Origin of the sequence: Streptomyces sp. NPDC032198, assembly GCF_040636975.1 — a bacterium.
Classification (GTDB): domain Bacteria; phylum Actinomycetota; class Actinomycetes; order Streptomycetales; family Streptomycetaceae; genus Streptomyces.
Genome location: NZ_JBEZVL010000010.1, coordinates 87,379 through 105,292, shown reverse-complemented (window position 1 = coordinate 105,292; position 17,914 = coordinate 87,379). Strand labels below are relative to the sequence as shown.

Sequence of the window (17,914 nt, the reverse complement as noted above, 5' to 3'; positions counted from 1 at the left end):
CCCGGCCACCTACCGCGCGGATCGCCCGCGGCGCCATCGTGGCTGGTCGCGCCGTTCCCCGCGCCCCTTTGGGGCGCTGCCCTCTCGGCGCGCCTGCCAGGCTGCTCAAGGCTCTCAGAACTCGTCCGGGGGCTCCGGCCACTCCTCGTCCTGGGGCTCCGGGGCGTGCGGAGCCTGCGCGGGCACCGACGTGGCCGTCCCTCCCAGCTCCGCCAGGACCTCCAGTACTCCCTCTCCGTACGTCGCCAGTTTCTTCTCGCCCAGGCCGCTGACGCCGCCGAGCTCCGCCAGGGACGAGGGGCGCAGCGTGGCGATCTCCCGCAGCGTGGCGTCGTGGAAGATCACGTACGCCGGGAGGCCCAGCTCCTTGGCCTGCGCACCGCGCCACGCCCGCAGCGCCTCGAACACCGGCACCGCTTCCTCCGGCAGCTCCGCGACCGCTGCCGCGGCCTTCGCCTTCCGCTCCCCCTTGGCGGCCTTCGCCGCGGCGGGCCGCTTGGGCTCCTTGCGCAACCGCACCTCCCGCTCCCGGCCGAGGACGGAACCGCTCTCCTCGGTCAGGACAAGCGTGCCGTACTCCCCCTCGACCGCGAGGAGACCCTGCGCCAGCAACTGCCGCACCACGCCTCGCCATTCGGCCTCCGCCAGCTCCTCGCCGATGCCGAAGACCGAGAGCTGGTCGTGGTCGAACTGGATGATCTTCGCGGTCTTCCTGCCGAGCAGGATGTCGATGATCTGGCCCGCGCCGAACTTCTGGCCGCGCTCGCGCTGGAGCCGCACGATCGTGGAGAGGACCTTCTGGGCCGGGACCGTGCCGTCCCAGGTCTCCGGGGGCGTGAGGCAGGTGTCGCAGTTGCCGCAGGACGAGCCGTCCGCGTCCTGGCCGAAGTACGTGAGGAGCTGGGCCCTGCGGCACTGGGCCGTCTCGCACAGCGCCAGCATCGAGTCCAGGTGCGAGGCAGCCCGGCGGCGGAACGCCTCGTCCCCCTCGCTGCCCTGGATCATCTTCCGCTGCTGGACGACGTCCTGCAGGCCGTACGCCATCCAGGCCGTCGACGGGAGTCCGTCACGGCCGGCGCGGCCCGTCTCCTGGTAGTACCCCTCGACCGACTTCGGCAGGTCGAGGTGGGCGACGAACCGGACGTCCGGCTTGTCGATGCCCATGCCGAAGGCGATCGTGGCGCAGACGACCAGGCCCTCCTCCCGGAGGAAGCGCGACTGGTGGGTGGCGCGCGTCACGCCGTCCAGACCCGCGTGGTACGGCACGGCCTCGATGCCGTTGCGGCACAGGAACTCGGCGGTCTTCTCGACCGAATTGCGCGAGAGGCAGTACACGATGCCCGCGTCGCCCGCGTGCTCCTCCTTGAGGAAGGAGAGGAGCTGCTTCTTCGGCTCGGCCTTCGGCACGATGCGGTACTGGATGTTGGGCCGGTCGAAGCTCGCCACGAAGTGCTTCGCGTCCGGCATGCCGAGCCGCTCGGTGATCTCGCGGTGCGTGGCGTGCGTCGCCGTCGCCGTCAGGGCGATCCGCGGCACGTCCGGCCAGCGCTCGCCGAGGAGGGAGAGCGCCAGATAGTCGGGCCGGAAGTCGTGGCCCCACTGCGCGACACAGTGCGCCTCGTCGATCGCGAAGACGGAGATCTTGGCGCGGGACAGCAGATCGAGCGTCCCCTCAAGGCGCAGCCGCTCCGGCGCGAGATAGAGCACGTCGAGCTCCCCCGCGAGGAACTCGGCCTCCATCACGCGCCGCGCGTCGAAGTCCTGCGTGGAGTTGATGAACCCGGCCCGCACGCCGAGTGCGCGCAGCGCGTCCACCTGGTCCTGCATGAGCGCGATGAGGGGCGAGACGACCACGCCGGTGCCGGGCCGCACCAGGGCCGGGATCTGATAGCACAGGGACTTGCCGCCACCGGTGGGCATCAGGACGACGGAGTCCCCGCCCGCGACCACGTGCTCGATGATCGCTTCCTGCTCACCGCGGAAGGCGTCATACCCGAAGACGCGGTGCAGCGTCCGCAGCGCGTCACTCTCCGCCACCGCGCCGGGTACGGCCACCGCGTTCGGTACGGCCACCTCACTCATGCCATCGTTCCCATCCATCGCCCTGCCCCCGCACGTCGCGCTTCGACCACTGCCCCCACGATAGGGCTCCGCACCGACATCCCTTGAAGTTATCCACAGGCCGCCGCCCGGCACCCCTGTCGGACGGGGTGCCGGGCGGCGGCGAGTAGAACAGGTGGACCAGCGGAGCGGACGGACTAGCGGACGAAGACCCCCGCCTGGTTCGCCAGATCCAGGAAGTACTGCGGGGCCACGCCCAGCACCAGCGTCACCGCGACACCCACGCCGATCGCCGTCATGGTCAGCGGCGAGGGCACGGCGACGGTCGGGCCGTCGGCCTTCGGCTCGCTGAAGAACATGAGCACGATCACGCGGATGTAGAAGAACGCCGCGATCGCGGACGAGATCACACCGACCACGACAAGCGCACCGGCGCCGCCCTCGGCCGCCGCCTTGAACACCGCGAACTTTCCGGAGAACCCGGAGGTCAGCGGAATGCCGGCGAAGGCGAGCAGGAACACCGCGAAGACCGCGGCGACCAGCGGCGAGCGCCGGCCGAGCCCCGCCCACTTCGACAGGTGCGTGGCCTCTCCGCCCGCGTCCCGCACCAGCGTGACCACCGCGAACGCGCCGATCGTCACGAAGGAGTAGGCCCCGAGATAGAAGAGGACCGACGAGATGCCGTCCGGGGTCATGGCGATGACACCGGCGAGGATGAAGCCCGCGTGGGCGATCGAGGAGTACGCGAGGAGCCGCTTGATGTCGGTCTGCGTGATCGCGACGATCGCGCCGGCCAGCATCGTGAGGACCACGACACCCCACATCACGGGGCGCCAGTCCCAGCGCAGGCCCGGCAGGACCACGTAGAGGAGCCGGAGCAGCGCGCCGAAGGCGGCCACCTTGGTCGCCGAGGCCATGAAGCCGGTGACGGGGGTGGGTGCGCCCTCGTACACATCGGGGGTCCACATGTGGAACGGCACCGCGCCGACCTTGAAGAGCAGACCCATGACGATCATCGCGGCGCCGATCAGGAGCAGCGCGTCGTTGCCCATGGTGTCCGCGAGCGCCGGGTTGACCGTCTGGACGCTGCCGTCGATGACCTTCGCGATGGTGCCGTACGACACCGAGCCCGCGTACCCGTACAGCAGGGCGATCCCGAAGAGCAGGAACGCCGAGGAGAACGAGCCGAGCAGGAAGTACTTGACGGCGGCTTCCTGCGACATCAGGCGCTTGCGGCGGGCGAGCGCGCAGAGGAGGTAGAGCGGCAGCGAGAAGACCTCGAGGGCGATGAAGAGCGTCAGGAGGTCGTTCGCCGACGGGAAGACGAGCATCCCGCCGATCGCGAAGAGCGCCAGCGGGAACACCTCGGTGGTGGTGAACCCGGCCTTCGTGGCGGCCTGTTCGCTCTCGCTGCCCGGCACGGAACCGGCCTGCGCGGCGAACGAGTCGACGCGCTTGCCGTGCGCCACCGGATCGAGCCGCCGCTCCGCGAAGGTGAAGATCGCGACGAGGCCCGCCAGGAGGATCGTGCCCTGCAGGAAGAGCGCGGGTCCGTCGACCGCGATCGCGCCCATGGCCGCGATGTGCGCCTTCGTCGTGCCGTACCCGGTGGCGGCGAGGCCGACGACCGCGGCGAAGGCCGCGGTGAGGGCGACGACCGCCACGAACACCTGCGCGTAGTAACGGGACTTCCGCGGCACGAAGGCCTCGATGAGGATCCCGAGGACCGCCGCGCCGATGACGATCAACGTAGGTGACAGCTGCCCGTACTCGATCGTGGGAGTGTCGATCTTGTCGATCTGATCTTGCGGCGCCGCGGCCGACGCCATTGTCCACAGGCTGTGGACGGCTGATGCGCTCACTTGGCCGCCTCCACGTCGGGCTTCGGGTCCTTCTGCTGTACGTCGGACATGGTGTGCTTGACCGCCGGGTTCACCAGCTCGGTGAGCGGCTTCGGGTAGACGCCGAGGCCGATCAGGAGCGCGATCAGCGGCGCGACGACCAAGAGCTCACGCACCCGCAGGTCCGGCATGGCCGAGACCTCCGGCTTCACCGGGCCCGTCATCGTCCGCTGGTAGAGGACGAGGGTGTAGAGCGCGGCGAGCACGATGCCGATGGTGGCGATGATCCCGGCCACCGGATAGCGCGCGAACGCGCCGACCAGGACCAGGAATTCACTCACGAACGGCGCGAGTCCCGGCAGCGAGAGCGTCGCGAGACCGCCGATCAGGAAGGTGCCCGCGAGCACCGGTGCGACCTTCTGCACCCCTCCGTAGTCCGCGATGAGCCGCGAACCGCGCCGCGAGATCAGGAATCCCGCCACCAGCATCAGGGCGGCCGTCGAGATCCCGTGGTTGACCATGTAGAGCGTCGCGCCGGACTGGCCCTGCGAGGTCATCGCGAAGATCCCGAGAATGATGAACCCGAAGTGCGAGATCGACGCGTACGCCACCAGGCGCTTGATGTCGCGCTGGCCGACCGCGAGCAGCGCGCCGTAGATGATGCTGATCAGCGCGAGCACGAGGATGGCCGGCGTCGCCCACTTGCTCGCCTCGGGGAAGAGCCCGAGGCAGAAGCGCAGCATCGCGAAGGTGCCGACCTTGTCGACGACCGCCGTGATCAGCACGGCGACCGGGGCCGTGGCCTCGCCCATCGCGTTCGGCAGCCAGGTGTGCAGCGGCCACAGCGGCGCCTTCACCGCGAAGGCGAAGAAGAAGCCGAGGAACAGCCACCGCTCGGTGCTCGTGGCCATCTCCAGCGAGCCGTTGGCCCGCGCCTCGGTGATCTCCTGGAGCGAGAAGTTCCCCGCCACCACATAGAGCCCGATCACGGCGGCCAGCATGATCAGGCCGCCGACGAGGTTGTAGAGGAGGAACTTCACGGCCGCGTACGAGCGTTGCGCCGACGCGTTCTCGTCGGTGCCCGCGTGGGCACGGTCCCCGAAGCCGCCGATGAGGAAGTACATCGGGATGAGCATGGCTTCGAAGAAGATGTAGAAGAGGAAGACGTCGGTGGCCTCGAACGACATGATCACCATCGCCTCGACGGCGAGGATCAGGGCGAAGAAGCCCTGGGTCGGCCGCCACCGCGACGACTTGGTTTCCAGAGGATCGGCGTCGTGCCAGCCCGCCAGGATGATGAAGGGCATCAGGAGGGCGGTGAGCGCGATGAGGGCGACACCGATGCCGTCCACGCCGAGCTCGTACCCCACCCCGAATTCCGCGATCCACGAACGCGACTCGGTCAGTTGATAGCGGGCCCCGTCGGGGTCGAACCGCACGAGCACGGTCACGGCGAGCGCGAGCGTGGCGAGCGACACGAGCAGCGCGAGCCACTTGGCGGCGGTGCGCCGGGCGGCCGGAACGGCTGCCGTGGCGATCGCGCCGACCGCGGGCAGGGCCGCCGTCGCTGTCAGCAGAGGAAAGGACATCGGTATCAGACCGCCCTCATCAGCAGGGTCGCGGCGATGAGTACCGCAACGCCGCCGAACATCGAGACCGCGTAGGAGCGGGCATAGCCGTTCTGCATCTTGCGCAGCCGCCCGGAGAGCCCGCCGACCGAGGCCGCCGTGCCGTTGACGACTCCGTCGACCAGGGTGTGGTCGACGTAGACCAGGGAGCGGGTGAGGTGCTCCCCGCCGCGGACCAGGACGACGTGGTTGAAGTCGTCCTGGAGGAGATCGCGGCGGGCCGCCCGGGTGAGCAGCGAACCGCGCGGGGCGGTGACCGGGACGGGGCGGCGGCCGTACTGGACGTAGGCCAGGGCCACACCGATGACCAGGACGACCATGGTGGCGGCCGTGACCGTGGTGGCGCTCAGCGGCGAGTCACCGTGGTCGTGCTGGGTGACCGGCTCCAGCCAGTGCATGAAGTGGTCGCCGATGCTGAAGAAGCCACCCGCGAAGACCGACCCGAAGGCGAGCACGATCATCGGGATCGTCATGGACCTGGGCGACTCGTGCGGGTGCGGCTCGTGGCCGTCCGCGTCGGGCTGCCAGCGCTTCTCACCGAAGAAGGTCATGATCATCACGCGTGTCATGTAGAACGCGGTGATCGCGGCGCCGAGCAGCGCGACCGAGCCGAGGATCCAGCCCTCCGTGCCGCCCTTGGCGAAGGCCGCCTCGATGATCTTGTCCTTGGAGAAGAAGCCGGACAGGCCGGGGAAGCCGATGATCGCCAGATAGCCGAGCCCGAAGGTCACGAAGGTGACCGGCATGTACTTCCGGAGGCCGCCGTACTTCCGCATGTCGACCTCGTCGTTCATGCCGTGCATGACCGAACCGGCCCCGAGGAAGAGCCCGGCCTTGAAGAAGCCGTGTGTCACCAGGTGCATGATCGCGAAGACGTAGCCGATGGGGCCGAGGCCCGCGGCCAGGATCATGTACCCGATCTGGGACATCGTCGATCCGGCGAGCGCCTTCTTGATGTCGTCCTTCGCGCAACCGACGATCGCACCGAAGAGCAGCGTGACCGCGCCCACGACGGTGACGACGAGTTGCGCGTCCGGTGCACCGTTGAAGATCGCGCCGGAGCGGACGATCAAGTACACGCCCGCGGTCACCATCGTCGCCGCGTGGATGAGGGCCGAGACCGGGGTCGGGCCCTCCATCGCGTCGCCGAGCCAGGACTGCAGCGGCACCTGGGCCGACTTGCCGCACGCCGCGAGCAGCAGCATCAGGCCGATGGCCGTCAGCTTGCCCTCCGACGTCTCACCCGTGGCCTCCAGGACGGGCCCGAAGGCGAACGTCCCGAAGGTGGTGAACATCAGCATGATGGCGATCGAGAGGCCCATGTCGCCGACCCTGTTGACCAGGAAGGCCTTCTTCGCGGCGGTGGCCGCGCTGGGCTTGTGCTGCCAGAAGCCGATCAGGAGGTACGAGGCGAGGCCGACGCCCTCCCATCCGACGTACAGAAGCAGGTAGTTGTCGGCGAGGACGAGGATGAGCATCGCCGCGAGGAACAGGTTCAGATAGCCGAAGAAGCGGCGGCGCCGCTCGTCGTGCTCCATGTACCCGATGGAGTAGATGTGGATCAGGGTGCCCACACCGGTGATCAGCAGGACGAACGTCATCGACAGCTGGTCGAGCTGGAAGGCGACGTCCGCCTGGAAACCCTCCACGGGGATCCAGCTGAACAGGTGCTGCGACAGGGAGCGCTCCTCGGCGCCCTTGCCCAGCATGTCGGCGAAGAGCATCACACCGACGACGAAGGAGGCGGCCGCGAGCAGCGTGCCGAGCCAGTGGCCGACACGGTCCAAACGCCGCCCGCCGCACAGCAGTACGGCCGCTCCGAGCAGAGGCGCCGCTACGAGCAGCGCGATCAGGTTCTCCACTTTTCAGCGACCCCTTACAGCTTCATCAGGCTGGCGTCGTCGACCGAGGCCGAGTGACGGGAGCGGAACAGGGACACGATGATCGCGAGGCCGACCACGACTTCCGCCGCGGCGACGACCATCGTGAAGAAGGCGATGATCTGGCCGTCGAGATTGCCGTGCAGCCGGGAGAAGGCCACGAAGGCGAGGTTGCACGCGTTGAGCATCAGCTCGATACACATGAAGACCACGATCGCGTTCCGCCTGATCAGCACGCCGGTGGCGCCGATCGAGAACAACAGCGCCGCGAGATACAGGTAGTTGACCGGATTCACTTCGACGCCTCCTCGGTCTTGGGCGACCGCTCCAGACGCTCCGCGGAACGCTGTTCGAGGGCCCGCAGATCATCGAGTGCCTCGTCCGACACATCGCGGATCTGGCCGCGCTCGCGCAGCGTCTTGTTGACCGTGAGCTCGGAGGGGGTGCCGTCGGGGAGGAGACCCGCGACGTCCACGGCGTTGTGCCGGGCGTAGACACCGGGGGCGGGCAGCGGCGGAAGGTGATTGGACCGCACGCGCTCCTCGGACATCTCCCGCTGCGTCTTGGCGCGCTCCGTGCGCTCGCGGTGGGTGAGCACCATCGCGCCGACCGTGGCGGTGATGAGCAGCGCGCCGGTGATCTCGAACGCGAAGACGTACTTCGTGAAGATGCTCTCGGCGAGGCCCTCCACGTTGCCGCCGGCGTTCGCCTTGCCGAGTCCGGCGAATTCGTTCACCGAGGCGTTCCCGATCCCCGCGAAGAGCAGGAGGGCGAAGCCGAAGCCACAGACGCCGGCCAGCCAGCGCTGACCCTTGATGGTCTCCTTCAGGGAGTCGGCGGCGGTGACACCTACGAGCATGACCACGAAGAGGAAGAGCATCATGATCGCGCCGGTGTAGACGACGACCTGGACGATGCCCAGGAAGTACGCCCCGTTGGCGAGGTAGAAGACCGCCAAGATGATCATGGTTCCGGCGAGACAGAGCGCGCTGTGCACGGCCTTCTTCATGAGGATCGTGCACAGGGCGCCGATCACGGCGACCGCGCCGAGCACCCAGAACTGGACGGCCTCACCGGTGGAGGTGGTGTAGGCGGCGAGCTGCGTCATCGGTTGATCACCTCCCCCGACGCGGGTTCGGAGTCCCCGAAGGTGGAGGCGGCCTCCTGGGGCGTCTCCCCCTTGGAGAGGGCCACTTGGGGCACCGTGCCCGGCGCGGCCTCCGTCACGAGACCGCGGTAGTAGTCCTGCTCGTCCGTGCCCGGGAAGATCGAGTGCGGTGACTCGACCATGCCTTCCTCCAGGCCCGCGAGCAGCTGCTCCTTGGTGTAGATGAGGTTCTCGCGGCTGCTGTCGGCCAGCTCGAACTCGTTCGTCATCGTCAACGCGCGCGTGGGGCACGCCTCGATGCACAGACCGCACAGGATGCAGCGGGCGTAATTGATCTGGTAGACGCGGCCGTACCGCTCGCCCGGGGAGTAGCGCTCCTCCTCGGTGTTGTCCGCGCCCTCCACATAGATCGCGTCCGCGGGGCAGGCCCAGGCGCAGAGCTCACAGCCGATGCACTTCTCCAGGCCGTCCGGATGGCGATTGAGCTGGTGCCTGCCGTGGAAGCGGGGAGCGGTGGTCTTCTCCTGCTCCGGATACTGCTCGGTCAGCCGCTTCTTGAACATGGCCTTGAAGGTCACGCCGAAGCCCGCGACGGGGTTCTGGAACCCCTGCTTCGATTGGTTCGACTCGTGTGGCTCCTGCTGCGGCTCTTTCTTCGACTCAGCCATCGGACGCCTCCTTTCCGTCACTTCGGGTTCCGTCACTTTGAGTATCCGGCCCACCACTGACAATCAACTCGCGCTCCTGGCGCGAGCGTCGTCGCGGTACGGGCGGCAGGCTCTGTCCGGGCAGGGGCGGGACCGGGAATCCGCCCGCCATCGGGTCGAAGGCGACCGGCTCCTCGCTCTCGGATCGTGCCGTCGCTTCCTTCTCGCGCTTGTCGCGGAAGATGTCGACGACGACGGAGAGCAACAGCAACGCGATGACTCCGCCGCCCACATAGAGCGCGATCGAGGTGAAGTCGTAGTTCTCGTTCCGCATCGCCTTGACCGTCGCCACGAGCATCAGCCAGACGACCGAGACCGGGATCAGGACCTTCCAGCCGAGCTTCATGAGCTGGTCGTAGCGGACGCGTGGCAGCGTGCCGCGCAGCCAGATGAAGAAGAACAGCAGCAGCTGGACCTTGATCACGAACCAGAGCATCGGCCACCAGCCGTGGTTCGCGCCCTCCCAGAAGGTGCTGACCGGATACGGGGCCCGCCAGCCGCCCAGGAAGAGGGTGACCGAGACCGCCGAGACGGTGACCATGTTGACGTACTCGGCGAGCATGAACAGCGCGAACTTGATCGACGAGTACTCGGTGTTGAAGCCGCCGACGAGGTCGCCCTCGGACTCCGGCATGTCGAACGGGGCGCGGTTGGTCTCACCGATCATCGTCACGATGTAGATCAGGAACGACACCGGGAGCAGCAGGACGTACCAGCGGTCCGCCTGCGCCTCCACGATCGCCGACGTCGACATCGACCCGGAGTAGAGGAACACCGAGGCGAACGCGGCGCCCATCGCGATCTCGTACGAGATCATCTGCGCGCAGGAACGCAGACCGCCGAGGAGCGGATAGGTCGAACCGGAGCTCCAGCCCGCCAGCACGATGCCGTAGATGCCGACCGAGGCGACCGCGAGGATGTAGAGCATCGCGATCGGCAGGTCGGTGAGCTGCATCGTCGTGCGCTGGCCGAAGATGGAGATCTCGTTGCCCGCGGGGCCGAAGGGGATCACCGCGATCGCCATGAAGGCCGGGATGGCCGCGACGATCGGCGCGAGGATGTACACCACCTTGTCCGCGCGCTTGACGATCAGGTCTTCCTTGAGCATCAGCTTGATGCCGTCCGCGAGGGACTGCAGCATGCCCCAGGGGCCGTGCCGGTTGGGGCCGATGCGCAGCTGCATCCAGGCGACGACCTTGCGCTCCCACACGATGGAGAAGAGCACCGTCACCATCAGGAACGCGAAGCAGAAGACCGCCTTGACGGCGACCAGCCACCACGGGTCGCGGCCGAACATGGACAGGTCTTCCGCCGCGAGCGGCACCACGTTGTGCATCATGACGTCACCTCCGGGGCCTCAGAGGGCTCCGGCAGGAGCGCCGGGCCGATGCGGACGAGGTCGCCGGGGCGCGCACCGGTGTCGGAAGTGACGCCTCCCCCGGTCGAGTTCAGCGGCAGCCACACCACGCGGTCGGGCATCTCGGTGACCTGGAGCGGCAGTTCGGCCGCCCCCGCGGAGCCGGTGACGGCCAGCATGTCGCCGTCCTTCACGCCGGCCTCGGCCGCGGTGGCCGCGGAGAGCCTGGCGACCGCGGCGTGCCGGGTGCCGGCCAGCGCCTCGTCGCCCTCCTGGAGGCGGCCCTGGTCGAGCAGCAGCCGGTGCCCCGCGAGAACGGCCTCTCCGGAGGCGGGCCTCGGCGGCTGAGCACCTGTCTCCAGGGGCTCGGCGGCGTGCGTTCCTTCCCAGCCGCCGAGCCGGTCCAGCTCACGCCGGGCCGTCGCCAGGTCGGGAAGACCGAGATGTACGTCCCCGGCGTCGGCCAGCATGTGCAGCACCCGCGCGTCCGTCGGCGCCAGTGTGCGCGTCATCTGGTCGGGCTTGAGGGCGGCGTCGAACATCCGCGCCCTGCCCTCCCAGTTGAGGAACGTGCCGGGCTTCTCCGCGACCGCGGCCACGGGGAGCACGACGTCGGCGTTCGCGGTGACCTCACTGGGCCGCAGCTCCAGCGAGACCAGGAACCCGACCTCGGAGAGTGCTTCACGCGCGCGTGCCGGATCGGGAAGGTCGGCGACCTCCACACCCGCCACCAGGAGCGCGCCCAGTTCGCCGGTCGCCGCGGCCTCGATGATCTGGCCGGTGTCGCGGCCGTAGCGATGCGGGAGTTCGGCGACGCGCCAGGCGGCCGCGACCTCGTCCCGCGCGCGCGGGTCGGTGGACGGGCGCCCGCCGGGCAGCAGCGAGGGCAGCGCACCGGCCTCGATGGCGCCGCGCTCCCCCGCCCGGCGCGGAACCCACACCAGCCGCGCGCCGGTCGCGGACGCGGCCCGTACGGCTGCGGTGAGCCCGCCCGGTACGGCGGCGAGCCGCTCGCCGACCACGATCACCGCACCCGAAGCGCGCAGCGCCTCGGCCGCCGTGGCGCCGTCGCCCTCGAGGCCGGATCCGGCGGACAGCGCGTCGAGCCACTCCGTCTCGGTGCCGGGAGCCGCGGGCAACAGCGTGCCGCCCGCCTTCTCCAGGCCCCGCGTCTGATGCGTGGCGAGCGAGAACGTCCGCTGGCCGTACTTGCGCCAGGCCTTGCGAAGCCGCAGGAAGATCCCGGGCGCCTCCTCCTCGGCCTCGAATCCGACGAGCAGGACCGCCGGCGCCTTCTCCACTTCCGCGTACGTGACTCCGGCGCCGTCGAGATCCCGGCCCCGTCCCGCGACACGGGCGGCGAGGAAGTCGGCCTCCTCGCTGCTGTGCACGCGCGCGCGGAAGTCGATGTCGTTCGTGTCGAGCGCCACGCGCGCGTACTTGCTGTACGCGTAGGCGTCCTCCACGGTGAGGCGCCCGCCGGTCAGCACGCCGGCCCGGCCGCGCGCCGCGGCGAGCCCGTTGGCCGCGACTTCGAGAGCCTCGGGCCAGCTCGCGGTCTCCAGCTCACCCGTCTCCGCGTTGCGCACCAGCGGCGTGGTGAGCCGGTCCGGCTTCTGCGCGTAACGGAAGCCGAAGCGCCCCTTGTCGCAGAGCCACTCCTCGTTGACCTCGGGGTCGTCCGCCGCGAGCCGCCGCATGACCTTGCCGCGACGGTGGTCGGTGCGCGTCGCGCAGCCGCCCGCGCAGTGCTCGCACACCGACGGCGACGACACCAGGTCGAAGGGCCGGGAGCGGAAGCGATACGCCGCCGAGGTCAGCGCGCCGACCGGGCAGATCTGGATGGTGTTCCCGGAGAAGTACGACTCGAACGGGTCACCCTCGCCCGTGCCGACCTGCTGGAGCGCACCGCGCTCCAGCAGCTCGATCATCGGGTCGCCCGCGATCTGGTTGGAGAACCGGGTGCAGCGAGCGCAGAGCACGCACCGCTCGCGGTCGAGGAGGACCTGCGTCGAAATCGGCACCGGCTTCTCGAACGTCCGCTTCTTGCCCTCGAAGCGGGAGTCCGTGTCGCCGACCTGCATCGCCTGGTTCTGCAGCGGGCACTCGCCGCCCTTGTCGCAGACCGGGCAGTCCAGCGGGTGGTTGATGAGGAGCAGCTCCATCACACCGCGCTGGGCCTTCTCCGCGACCGGCGAGGAGAGCTGCGACTTCACGACCATGCCGTCGGTGCAGGTGATGGTGCAGGAGGCCATCGGCTTGCGCTGGCCCTCCACCTCGACGATGCACTGCCGGCAGGCGCCCGCGGGGTCGAGCAGCGGGTGGTCGCAGAACCGCGGGATCTCGATGCCGAGGAGCTCGGCGGCCCGGATGACCAGGGTCCCCTTGGGGACGCTGATCTCGATGCCGTCGATCGTCAGCGATACGAGGTCCTCCGGCGGAACCGCCGCCTCACCGCCCCCGGAGGGAGCGCGTTCGCCCGCGGCGGAGCCGCTATTCGAATTCAGTACTGTCATGCGTTCACCTCCGAATGTGCGGAGGGCCGGTCGGCCCAGAGAGTCGACTTCGCCGGGTCGAAGGGGCAGCCCTTGCCGGTGATGTGCTGCTCGTACTCCTCGCGGAAGTACTTGAGCGAGGAGAAGATCGGCGACGCGGCGCCGTCACCGAGGGCGCAGAAGGACTTGCCGTTGATGGTGTCGGCGATGTCGTTCAGCTTGTCCAGGTCGGACATGACGCCCTTGCCGGCCTCGATGTCGCGGAGCAACTGGACCAGCCAGTACGTTCCTTCGCGGCAGGGCGTGCACTTGCCGCAGGACTCGTGGGCGTAGAACTCGGTCCAGCGGGTGACCGCCCGCACCACGCACGTCGTCTCGTCGAAGCACTGCAGGGCCTTCGTGCCGAGCATCGACCCGGCGGCGCCCACTCCCTCGTAGTCCAGCGGGACATCGAGGTGCTCGTCGGTGAACATCGGCGTCGAGGAGCCGCCCGGCGTCCAGAACTTGAGCCGGTGGCCCGCCCTGATCCCGCCGCTCATGTCGAGCAACTGGCGCAGGGTGATGCCGAGCGGCGCCTCGTACTGGCCGGGGCTCGTGACGTGGCCGCTCAGCGAATAGAGCGTGAAGCCGGGGGACTTCTCGCTCCCCATCGACTTGAACCAGTCTTTTCCGCGATTCAGGATCGCGGGAACCGACGCGATGGACTCGACGTTATTGACAACAGTGGGGCATGCGTAGAGGCCCGCGACGGCCGGGAAAGGGGGACGCAGTCGCGGCTGGCCACGGCGGCCTTCGAGCGAGTCGAGCAGCGCGGTCTCCTCACCACAGATGTACGCGCCCGCACCCGCGTGCACGGTGAGTTCGAGATCGAGTCCGCTGCCCAGGATGTTCTCGCCCAGGAACCCCGCCTCTTTCGCCTCACGCACGGCCTCGTGCAACCGCCTGAGCACGGGGACGACTTCACCGCGCAGGTAGATGAAGGCATGCGAAGAACGGATCGCGTAACACGCGATCACGATCCCCTCGATGAGGGAATGCGGGTTCGCGAAGAGGAGCGGGATGTCCTTGCAGGTCCCCGGCTCCGATTCGTCGGCGTTGACAACTAGATAGTGCGGCTTTCCATCCCCTTGCGGAATGAACTGCCATTTCATTCCGGTGGGGAATCCCGCGCCGCCACGGCCGCGCAGACCGGAGTCCTTCACGTACGCGATGAGATCGTCCGGCGCCATGGCCAGGGCCTTGCGCAGGCCTTCGTACCCCTCGTGCCGTCGGTAGGTGTCCAGTGTCCAGGACTTCTCCTCGTCCCAGAACGCCGAAAGCACCGGCGCGAGCAGCTTCTCGGGGCTCGTCTCGTTGTCGATCTCGGCTGCCAAGGTCATCACTCCCCCTCCTCGGCGGTCGGTCCGGCCGGGTGGGCCGGGTCGGATGCCGAGGTCTCCTGCGGTGCGTCGTGCGAGCTGAGGTGCTCGGCCGGCGCCTCGTCCTGCGGACCGCCCGTGCGCGGGTGCACCACGCGCGGCTGAGCCACCTCGCCCTTGGCCAGGCGCAGTCCGATCAGCGAGGCCGGGCCCGCGCCACCGGTCGCCTCGACGGCGCCGGCGCGCTCGTCCGGGAAGCCCGCCAGGATCCGGGCCGTCTCCTTGTACGTGCACAAGGGGGCGCCGCGGGTCGGCTCGACCTGCACGCCCGCGCGCAGGTCGTCGACGAGCCGCTTGGCGGTGTCGGGAGTCTGGTTGTCGAAGAACTCCCAGTTGACCATCACGACGGGAGCGAAGTCACAGGCCGCGTTGCACTCGATGTGCTCCAGCGTGACCTTGCCGTCCTCTGTGGTCCCCTCGTTGCCGACACCCAGGTGCTCCTGCAGCGACTCGAAGATCGCGTCGCCGCCCATGACGGCGCACAGGGTGTTGGTGCAGACGCCGACCTGGTAGTCACCGGAGGGCTTGCGCCGGTACATCGTGTAGAAGGTCGCGACCGCGGTGACCTCGGCGGTGGTCAGGCCGAGCACGTCCGCGCAGAAGGCCATGCCCGTGCGCGTGACGTGACCTTCCTCCGACTGCACCAGGTGCAGCAGCGGAAGGAGCGCCGACCGGGAGTCCGGGTAGCGGGAGATGATCTCCTTGGCGTCCGCGTCGAGCCTGGCCCGTACGTCGGCCGGGTAGTCGGGGGCGGGGAGTTGGGGCATGCCCAGGCTGACGCCCGCACCCTGTTGGGAAGGAGTGGTGGTCACCGGTCGACGCCTCCCATCACGGGGTCGATGGACGCGACGGCGACGATGACGTCGGCGACCTGGCCGCCCTCGCACATCGCCGCCATGGCCTGCAGGTTGGTGAAGGACGGGTCGCGGAAGTGGACCCGGTAGGGGCGGGTGCCGCCGTCGGAGACGACATGCACGCCGAGCTCGCCCTTGGGCGACTCGACCGCGGTGTACGCCTGCCCGGCCGGGACCCGGAAGCCCTCGGTCACCAGCTTGAAGTGGTGGATCAGGGCCTCCATGGAGGTGCCCATGATCTTCTTGATGTGGTCGAGCGAGTTGCCGAGGCCGTCCGGGCCGAGCGCCAGTTGCGCGGGCCAGGCGATCTTCTTGTCACCCACCATGACCGGGCCGGGCGCGAGGCGGTCGAGGCACTGCTCGACGATGCGCAGCGACTGGCGCATCTCCTCCAGGCGGATCAGGAAGCGTCCGTAGGAGTCGCAGGTGTCGGCGGTCGGCACGTCGAACTCGTAGTTCTCGTACCCGCAGTAGGGCTGCGCCTTGCGCAGGTCGTGCGGCAGACCGGCCGAGCGCAGGACGGGTCCCGTGGCGCCGAGGGCCATGCAGCCCGCGAGGTCGAGGTAGCCGACGTCCTGCATACGGGCCTTGAAGATGGGGTTCCCGGTGGCGAGCTTGTCGTACTCGCCGAGGTTCTTCCGCATCTTCTTCACGAACTCGCGGATCTGGTCCACCGCGCCCGGAGGCAGGTCCTGGGCGAGTCCGCCGGGCCGGATGTACGCGTGGTTCATGCGCAGGCCGGTGATCAACTCGAAGATGTCTAGGACGAGTTCACGATCACGGAAGCCGTAGATCATGATCGTCGTCGCGCCCAGCTCCATGCCGCCGGTGGCGATGCACACCAGGTGCGACGAGAGCCGGTTGAGCTCCATCAGGAGCACGCGGATGACCGAGGCGCGGTCCGGGATCTGGTCCTCGATGCCGAGGAGCTTCTCGACCCCGAGGCAGTACGCCGCCTCGTTGAAGAACGGCGTCAGGTAGTCCATGCGCGTGACGAACGTCGTGCCCTGCGTCCACGTGCGGTATTCGAGGTTCTTCTCGATGCCCGTGTGCAGATAGCCGATGCCGCAGCGGGCCTCGGAGACGGTCTCGCCCTCGATCTCCAGGATGAGCCGGAGCACACCATGGGTGGAGGGGTGCTGCGGACCCATGTTGACGATGATGCGCTCGTCGTCGGACCGGGCGGCGGACTGGACGACCTCGTCCCAGTCGCCGCCGGTGACTGTATATACAGTCCCCTCGGTCGTCTCCCGAGCGGAAGCATGAGAAGTGGACATCAGCTGTACGACCTCCGCTGGTCCGGAGCCGGGATCTGGGCGCCCTTGTACTCGACGGGGATGCCGCCGAGGGGGTAGTCCTTGCGCTGCGGGAAGCCCTGCCAGTCGTCCGGCATCATGATCCGCGTCAGCGCCGGGTGACCGTCGAAGATCAGGCCGAAGAAGTCGTACGCCTCGCGCTCGTGCCAGTCGTTCGTCGGGTAGACGGGGACCAGCGAGGGGACGTGCGGATCGGCGTCAGGGGCACTGACTTCGAGCCGGATCAGGCGGTTGTGGGTGATCGAGCGCAGGTGGTAGACGGCGTGCAGCTCGCGGCCCTTGTCCTCGAGGAAGTGCACCCCCGAGACGCCCGTGCAGAGCTCGAAGCGCAGGGCCGGGTCGTCGCGCAGGGTCTGGGCGACCCGGACGAGGTGCTCGCGCGCGATGTGGAAGGTGAGCTCGTCGCGGTCGACGACCGTCTTCTCGATCGCGTTCTCGGGCAGGAGCCCCTGCTCCTCCAGGGCCCCTTCCAGCTCGTCCGCGACTTCGTCGAACCAGCCGCCGTACGGGCGCGCGGAGGCGCCCGGCAGGGTGACCGTGCGCACCAGGCCGCCGTAACCGGACGTGTCGCCGCCGTTGTTGGCGCCGAACATGCCCTTACGGACGCCGATGACCTTGCCGGCCTCGTCGCGGGGTGCGGGAACGCCGTTCCCGTTCAGGTGCTCGTCGTGCGCGTCGCTCACCGCAGCAGCCCCTTCATCTCGATGGTGGGGAGGGCCTTGAGGGCCGCCTCCTCCGCCTCGCGGGCCGCTTCCTCGGCGTTGACCCCGAGCTTGCCGCCCTGGATCTTCTGGTGAAGCTTGAGGATGGCGTCCATCAGCATCTCGGGCCGCGGCGGACAGCCGGGCAAATAGATGTCAACAGGGACAATGTGGTCCACGCCCTGCACAATCGCGTAATTGTTGAACATCCCGCCCGACGAAGCGCAAACCCCCATGGAAATGACCCACTTGGGGTTGGGCATCTGGTCATAGACCTGCCGCAGGACCGGCGCCATCTTCTGGCTCACACGTCCGGCCACGATCATCAGGTCGGCCTGGCGCGGTGAACCGCGGAAGACCTCCATGCCGAAGCGAGCCAGGTCATAACGCCCGGCTCCCGTCGTCATCATCTCGATGGCGCAGCACGCAAGGCCGAAGGTCGCGGGGAAGACGGATGACTTGCGCACCCAGCCCGCGGCTTGTTCGACGGTGGTCAGCAGAAAACCGCTCGGCAGTTTCTCTTCGAGTCCCATGCTCTTGGCCCCTCA

General features: G+C 68.7%; 14 protein-coding genes. All 14 read right to left on the bottom strand.

All coding sequences use genetic code 11. The features are described from left to right. Positions 1 to 114 precede the first annotated feature (114 nt). Positions 115 to 2,082, bottom strand: a complete 1,968-nt coding sequence (recQ, locus tag AB0E78_RS26245; protein WP_361837047.1) for a DNA helicase RecQ — start codon at positions 2,080 to 2,082, stop codon at positions 115 to 117. Positions 2,083 to 2,258: 176 nt separating this feature from the next. Next, the gene (nuoN, locus tag AB0E78_RS26240; RefSeq protein ID WP_361837044.1) at positions 2,259 to 3,923 is read right to left on the bottom strand and encodes an NADH-quinone oxidoreductase subunit NuoN; all 1,665 of its coding nucleotides are present in this window, start codon (positions 3,921 to 3,923) and stop codon (positions 2,259 to 2,261) included. Then, a complete protein-coding gene (locus AB0E78_RS26235; RefSeq protein WP_361837042.1) occupies positions 3,920 to 5,491 on the bottom strand; it encodes an NADH-quinone oxidoreductase subunit M in 1,572 nt (523 codons plus the stop codon). The genes nuoN and AB0E78_RS26235 overlap by 4 nt, the downstream gene beginning before the upstream one ends. Positions 5,492 to 5,496: 5 nt before the next feature. Further along, positions 5,497 to 7,392: an NADH-quinone oxidoreductase subunit L gene (gene nuoL, locus AB0E78_RS26230; protein ID WP_361837040.1), complete on the bottom strand. Its 1,896-nt coding sequence runs from the start codon at positions 7,390 to 7,392 to the stop codon at positions 5,497 to 5,499. Between the two features lie 14 nt (positions 7,393 to 7,406). Continuing rightward, positions 7,407 to 7,706: an NADH-quinone oxidoreductase subunit NuoK gene (gene nuoK / locus AB0E78_RS26225; RefSeq protein WP_249588397.1), complete on the bottom strand. Its 300-nt coding sequence runs from the start codon at positions 7,704 to 7,706 to the stop codon at positions 7,407 to 7,409. Continuing rightward, positions 7,703 to 8,518: an NADH-quinone oxidoreductase subunit J gene (locus AB0E78_RS26220; RefSeq protein WP_361837037.1), complete on the bottom strand. Its 816-nt coding sequence runs from the start codon at positions 8,516 to 8,518 to the stop codon at positions 7,703 to 7,705. The genes nuoK and AB0E78_RS26220 overlap by 4 nt, the downstream gene beginning before the upstream one ends. Beyond that, a complete protein-coding gene (gene nuoI / locus AB0E78_RS26215) occupies positions 8,515 to 9,186 on the bottom strand; it encodes an NADH-quinone oxidoreductase subunit NuoI (protein WP_361837034.1) in 672 nt (223 codons plus the stop codon). Before nuoI ends, AB0E78_RS26220 begins: the two co-directional genes overlap by 4 nt. Further along, a complete protein-coding gene (gene nuoH / locus AB0E78_RS26210; protein WP_361837031.1) occupies positions 9,179 to 10,564 on the bottom strand; it encodes an NADH-quinone oxidoreductase subunit NuoH in 1,386 nt (461 codons plus the stop codon). The genes nuoI and nuoH overlap by 8 nt, the downstream gene beginning before the upstream one ends. Further along, on the bottom strand, positions 10,561 to 13,098 hold the full coding sequence (locus AB0E78_RS26205; RefSeq protein ID WP_361837028.1) for an NADH-quinone oxidoreductase subunit G: 2,538 nt from the start codon (positions 13,096 to 13,098) through the stop codon (positions 10,561 to 10,563). The genes nuoH and AB0E78_RS26205 overlap by 4 nt, the downstream gene beginning before the upstream one ends. Further along, positions 13,095 to 14,456: an NADH-quinone oxidoreductase subunit NuoF gene (nuoF, locus tag AB0E78_RS26200; RefSeq protein ID WP_361837026.1), complete on the bottom strand. Its 1,362-nt coding sequence runs from the start codon at positions 14,454 to 14,456 to the stop codon at positions 13,095 to 13,097. The genes AB0E78_RS26205 and nuoF overlap by 4 nt, the downstream gene beginning before the upstream one ends. Next, the gene (nuoE, locus tag AB0E78_RS26195) at positions 14,456 to 15,307 is read right to left on the bottom strand and encodes an NADH-quinone oxidoreductase subunit NuoE (protein WP_361837023.1); all 852 of its coding nucleotides are present in this window, start codon (positions 15,305 to 15,307) and stop codon (positions 14,456 to 14,458) included. Before nuoE ends, nuoF begins: the two co-directional genes overlap by 1 nt. Further along, on the bottom strand, positions 15,304 to 16,626 hold the full coding sequence (locus AB0E78_RS26190) for an NADH-quinone oxidoreductase subunit D (RefSeq protein WP_361837020.1): 1,323 nt from the start codon (positions 16,624 to 16,626) through the stop codon (positions 15,304 to 15,306). The genes nuoE and AB0E78_RS26190 overlap by 4 nt, the downstream gene beginning before the upstream one ends. Then, positions 16,626 to 17,348, bottom strand: a complete 723-nt coding sequence (locus tag AB0E78_RS26185; RefSeq protein WP_361837018.1) for an NADH-quinone oxidoreductase subunit C — start codon at positions 17,346 to 17,348, stop codon at positions 16,626 to 16,628. The genes AB0E78_RS26190 and AB0E78_RS26185 overlap by 1 nt, the downstream gene beginning before the upstream one ends. Then, positions 17,345 to 17,899 carry an NADH-quinone oxidoreductase subunit B gene (locus AB0E78_RS26180; protein ID WP_160506582.1) on the bottom strand — a complete coding sequence of 185 codons (555 nt, stop codon included), beginning with the start codon at positions 17,897 to 17,899 and terminating at the stop codon, positions 17,345 to 17,347. The genes AB0E78_RS26185 and AB0E78_RS26180 overlap by 4 nt, the downstream gene beginning before the upstream one ends. Between the last annotated feature and the right edge of the window lie 15 nt (positions 17,900 to 17,914).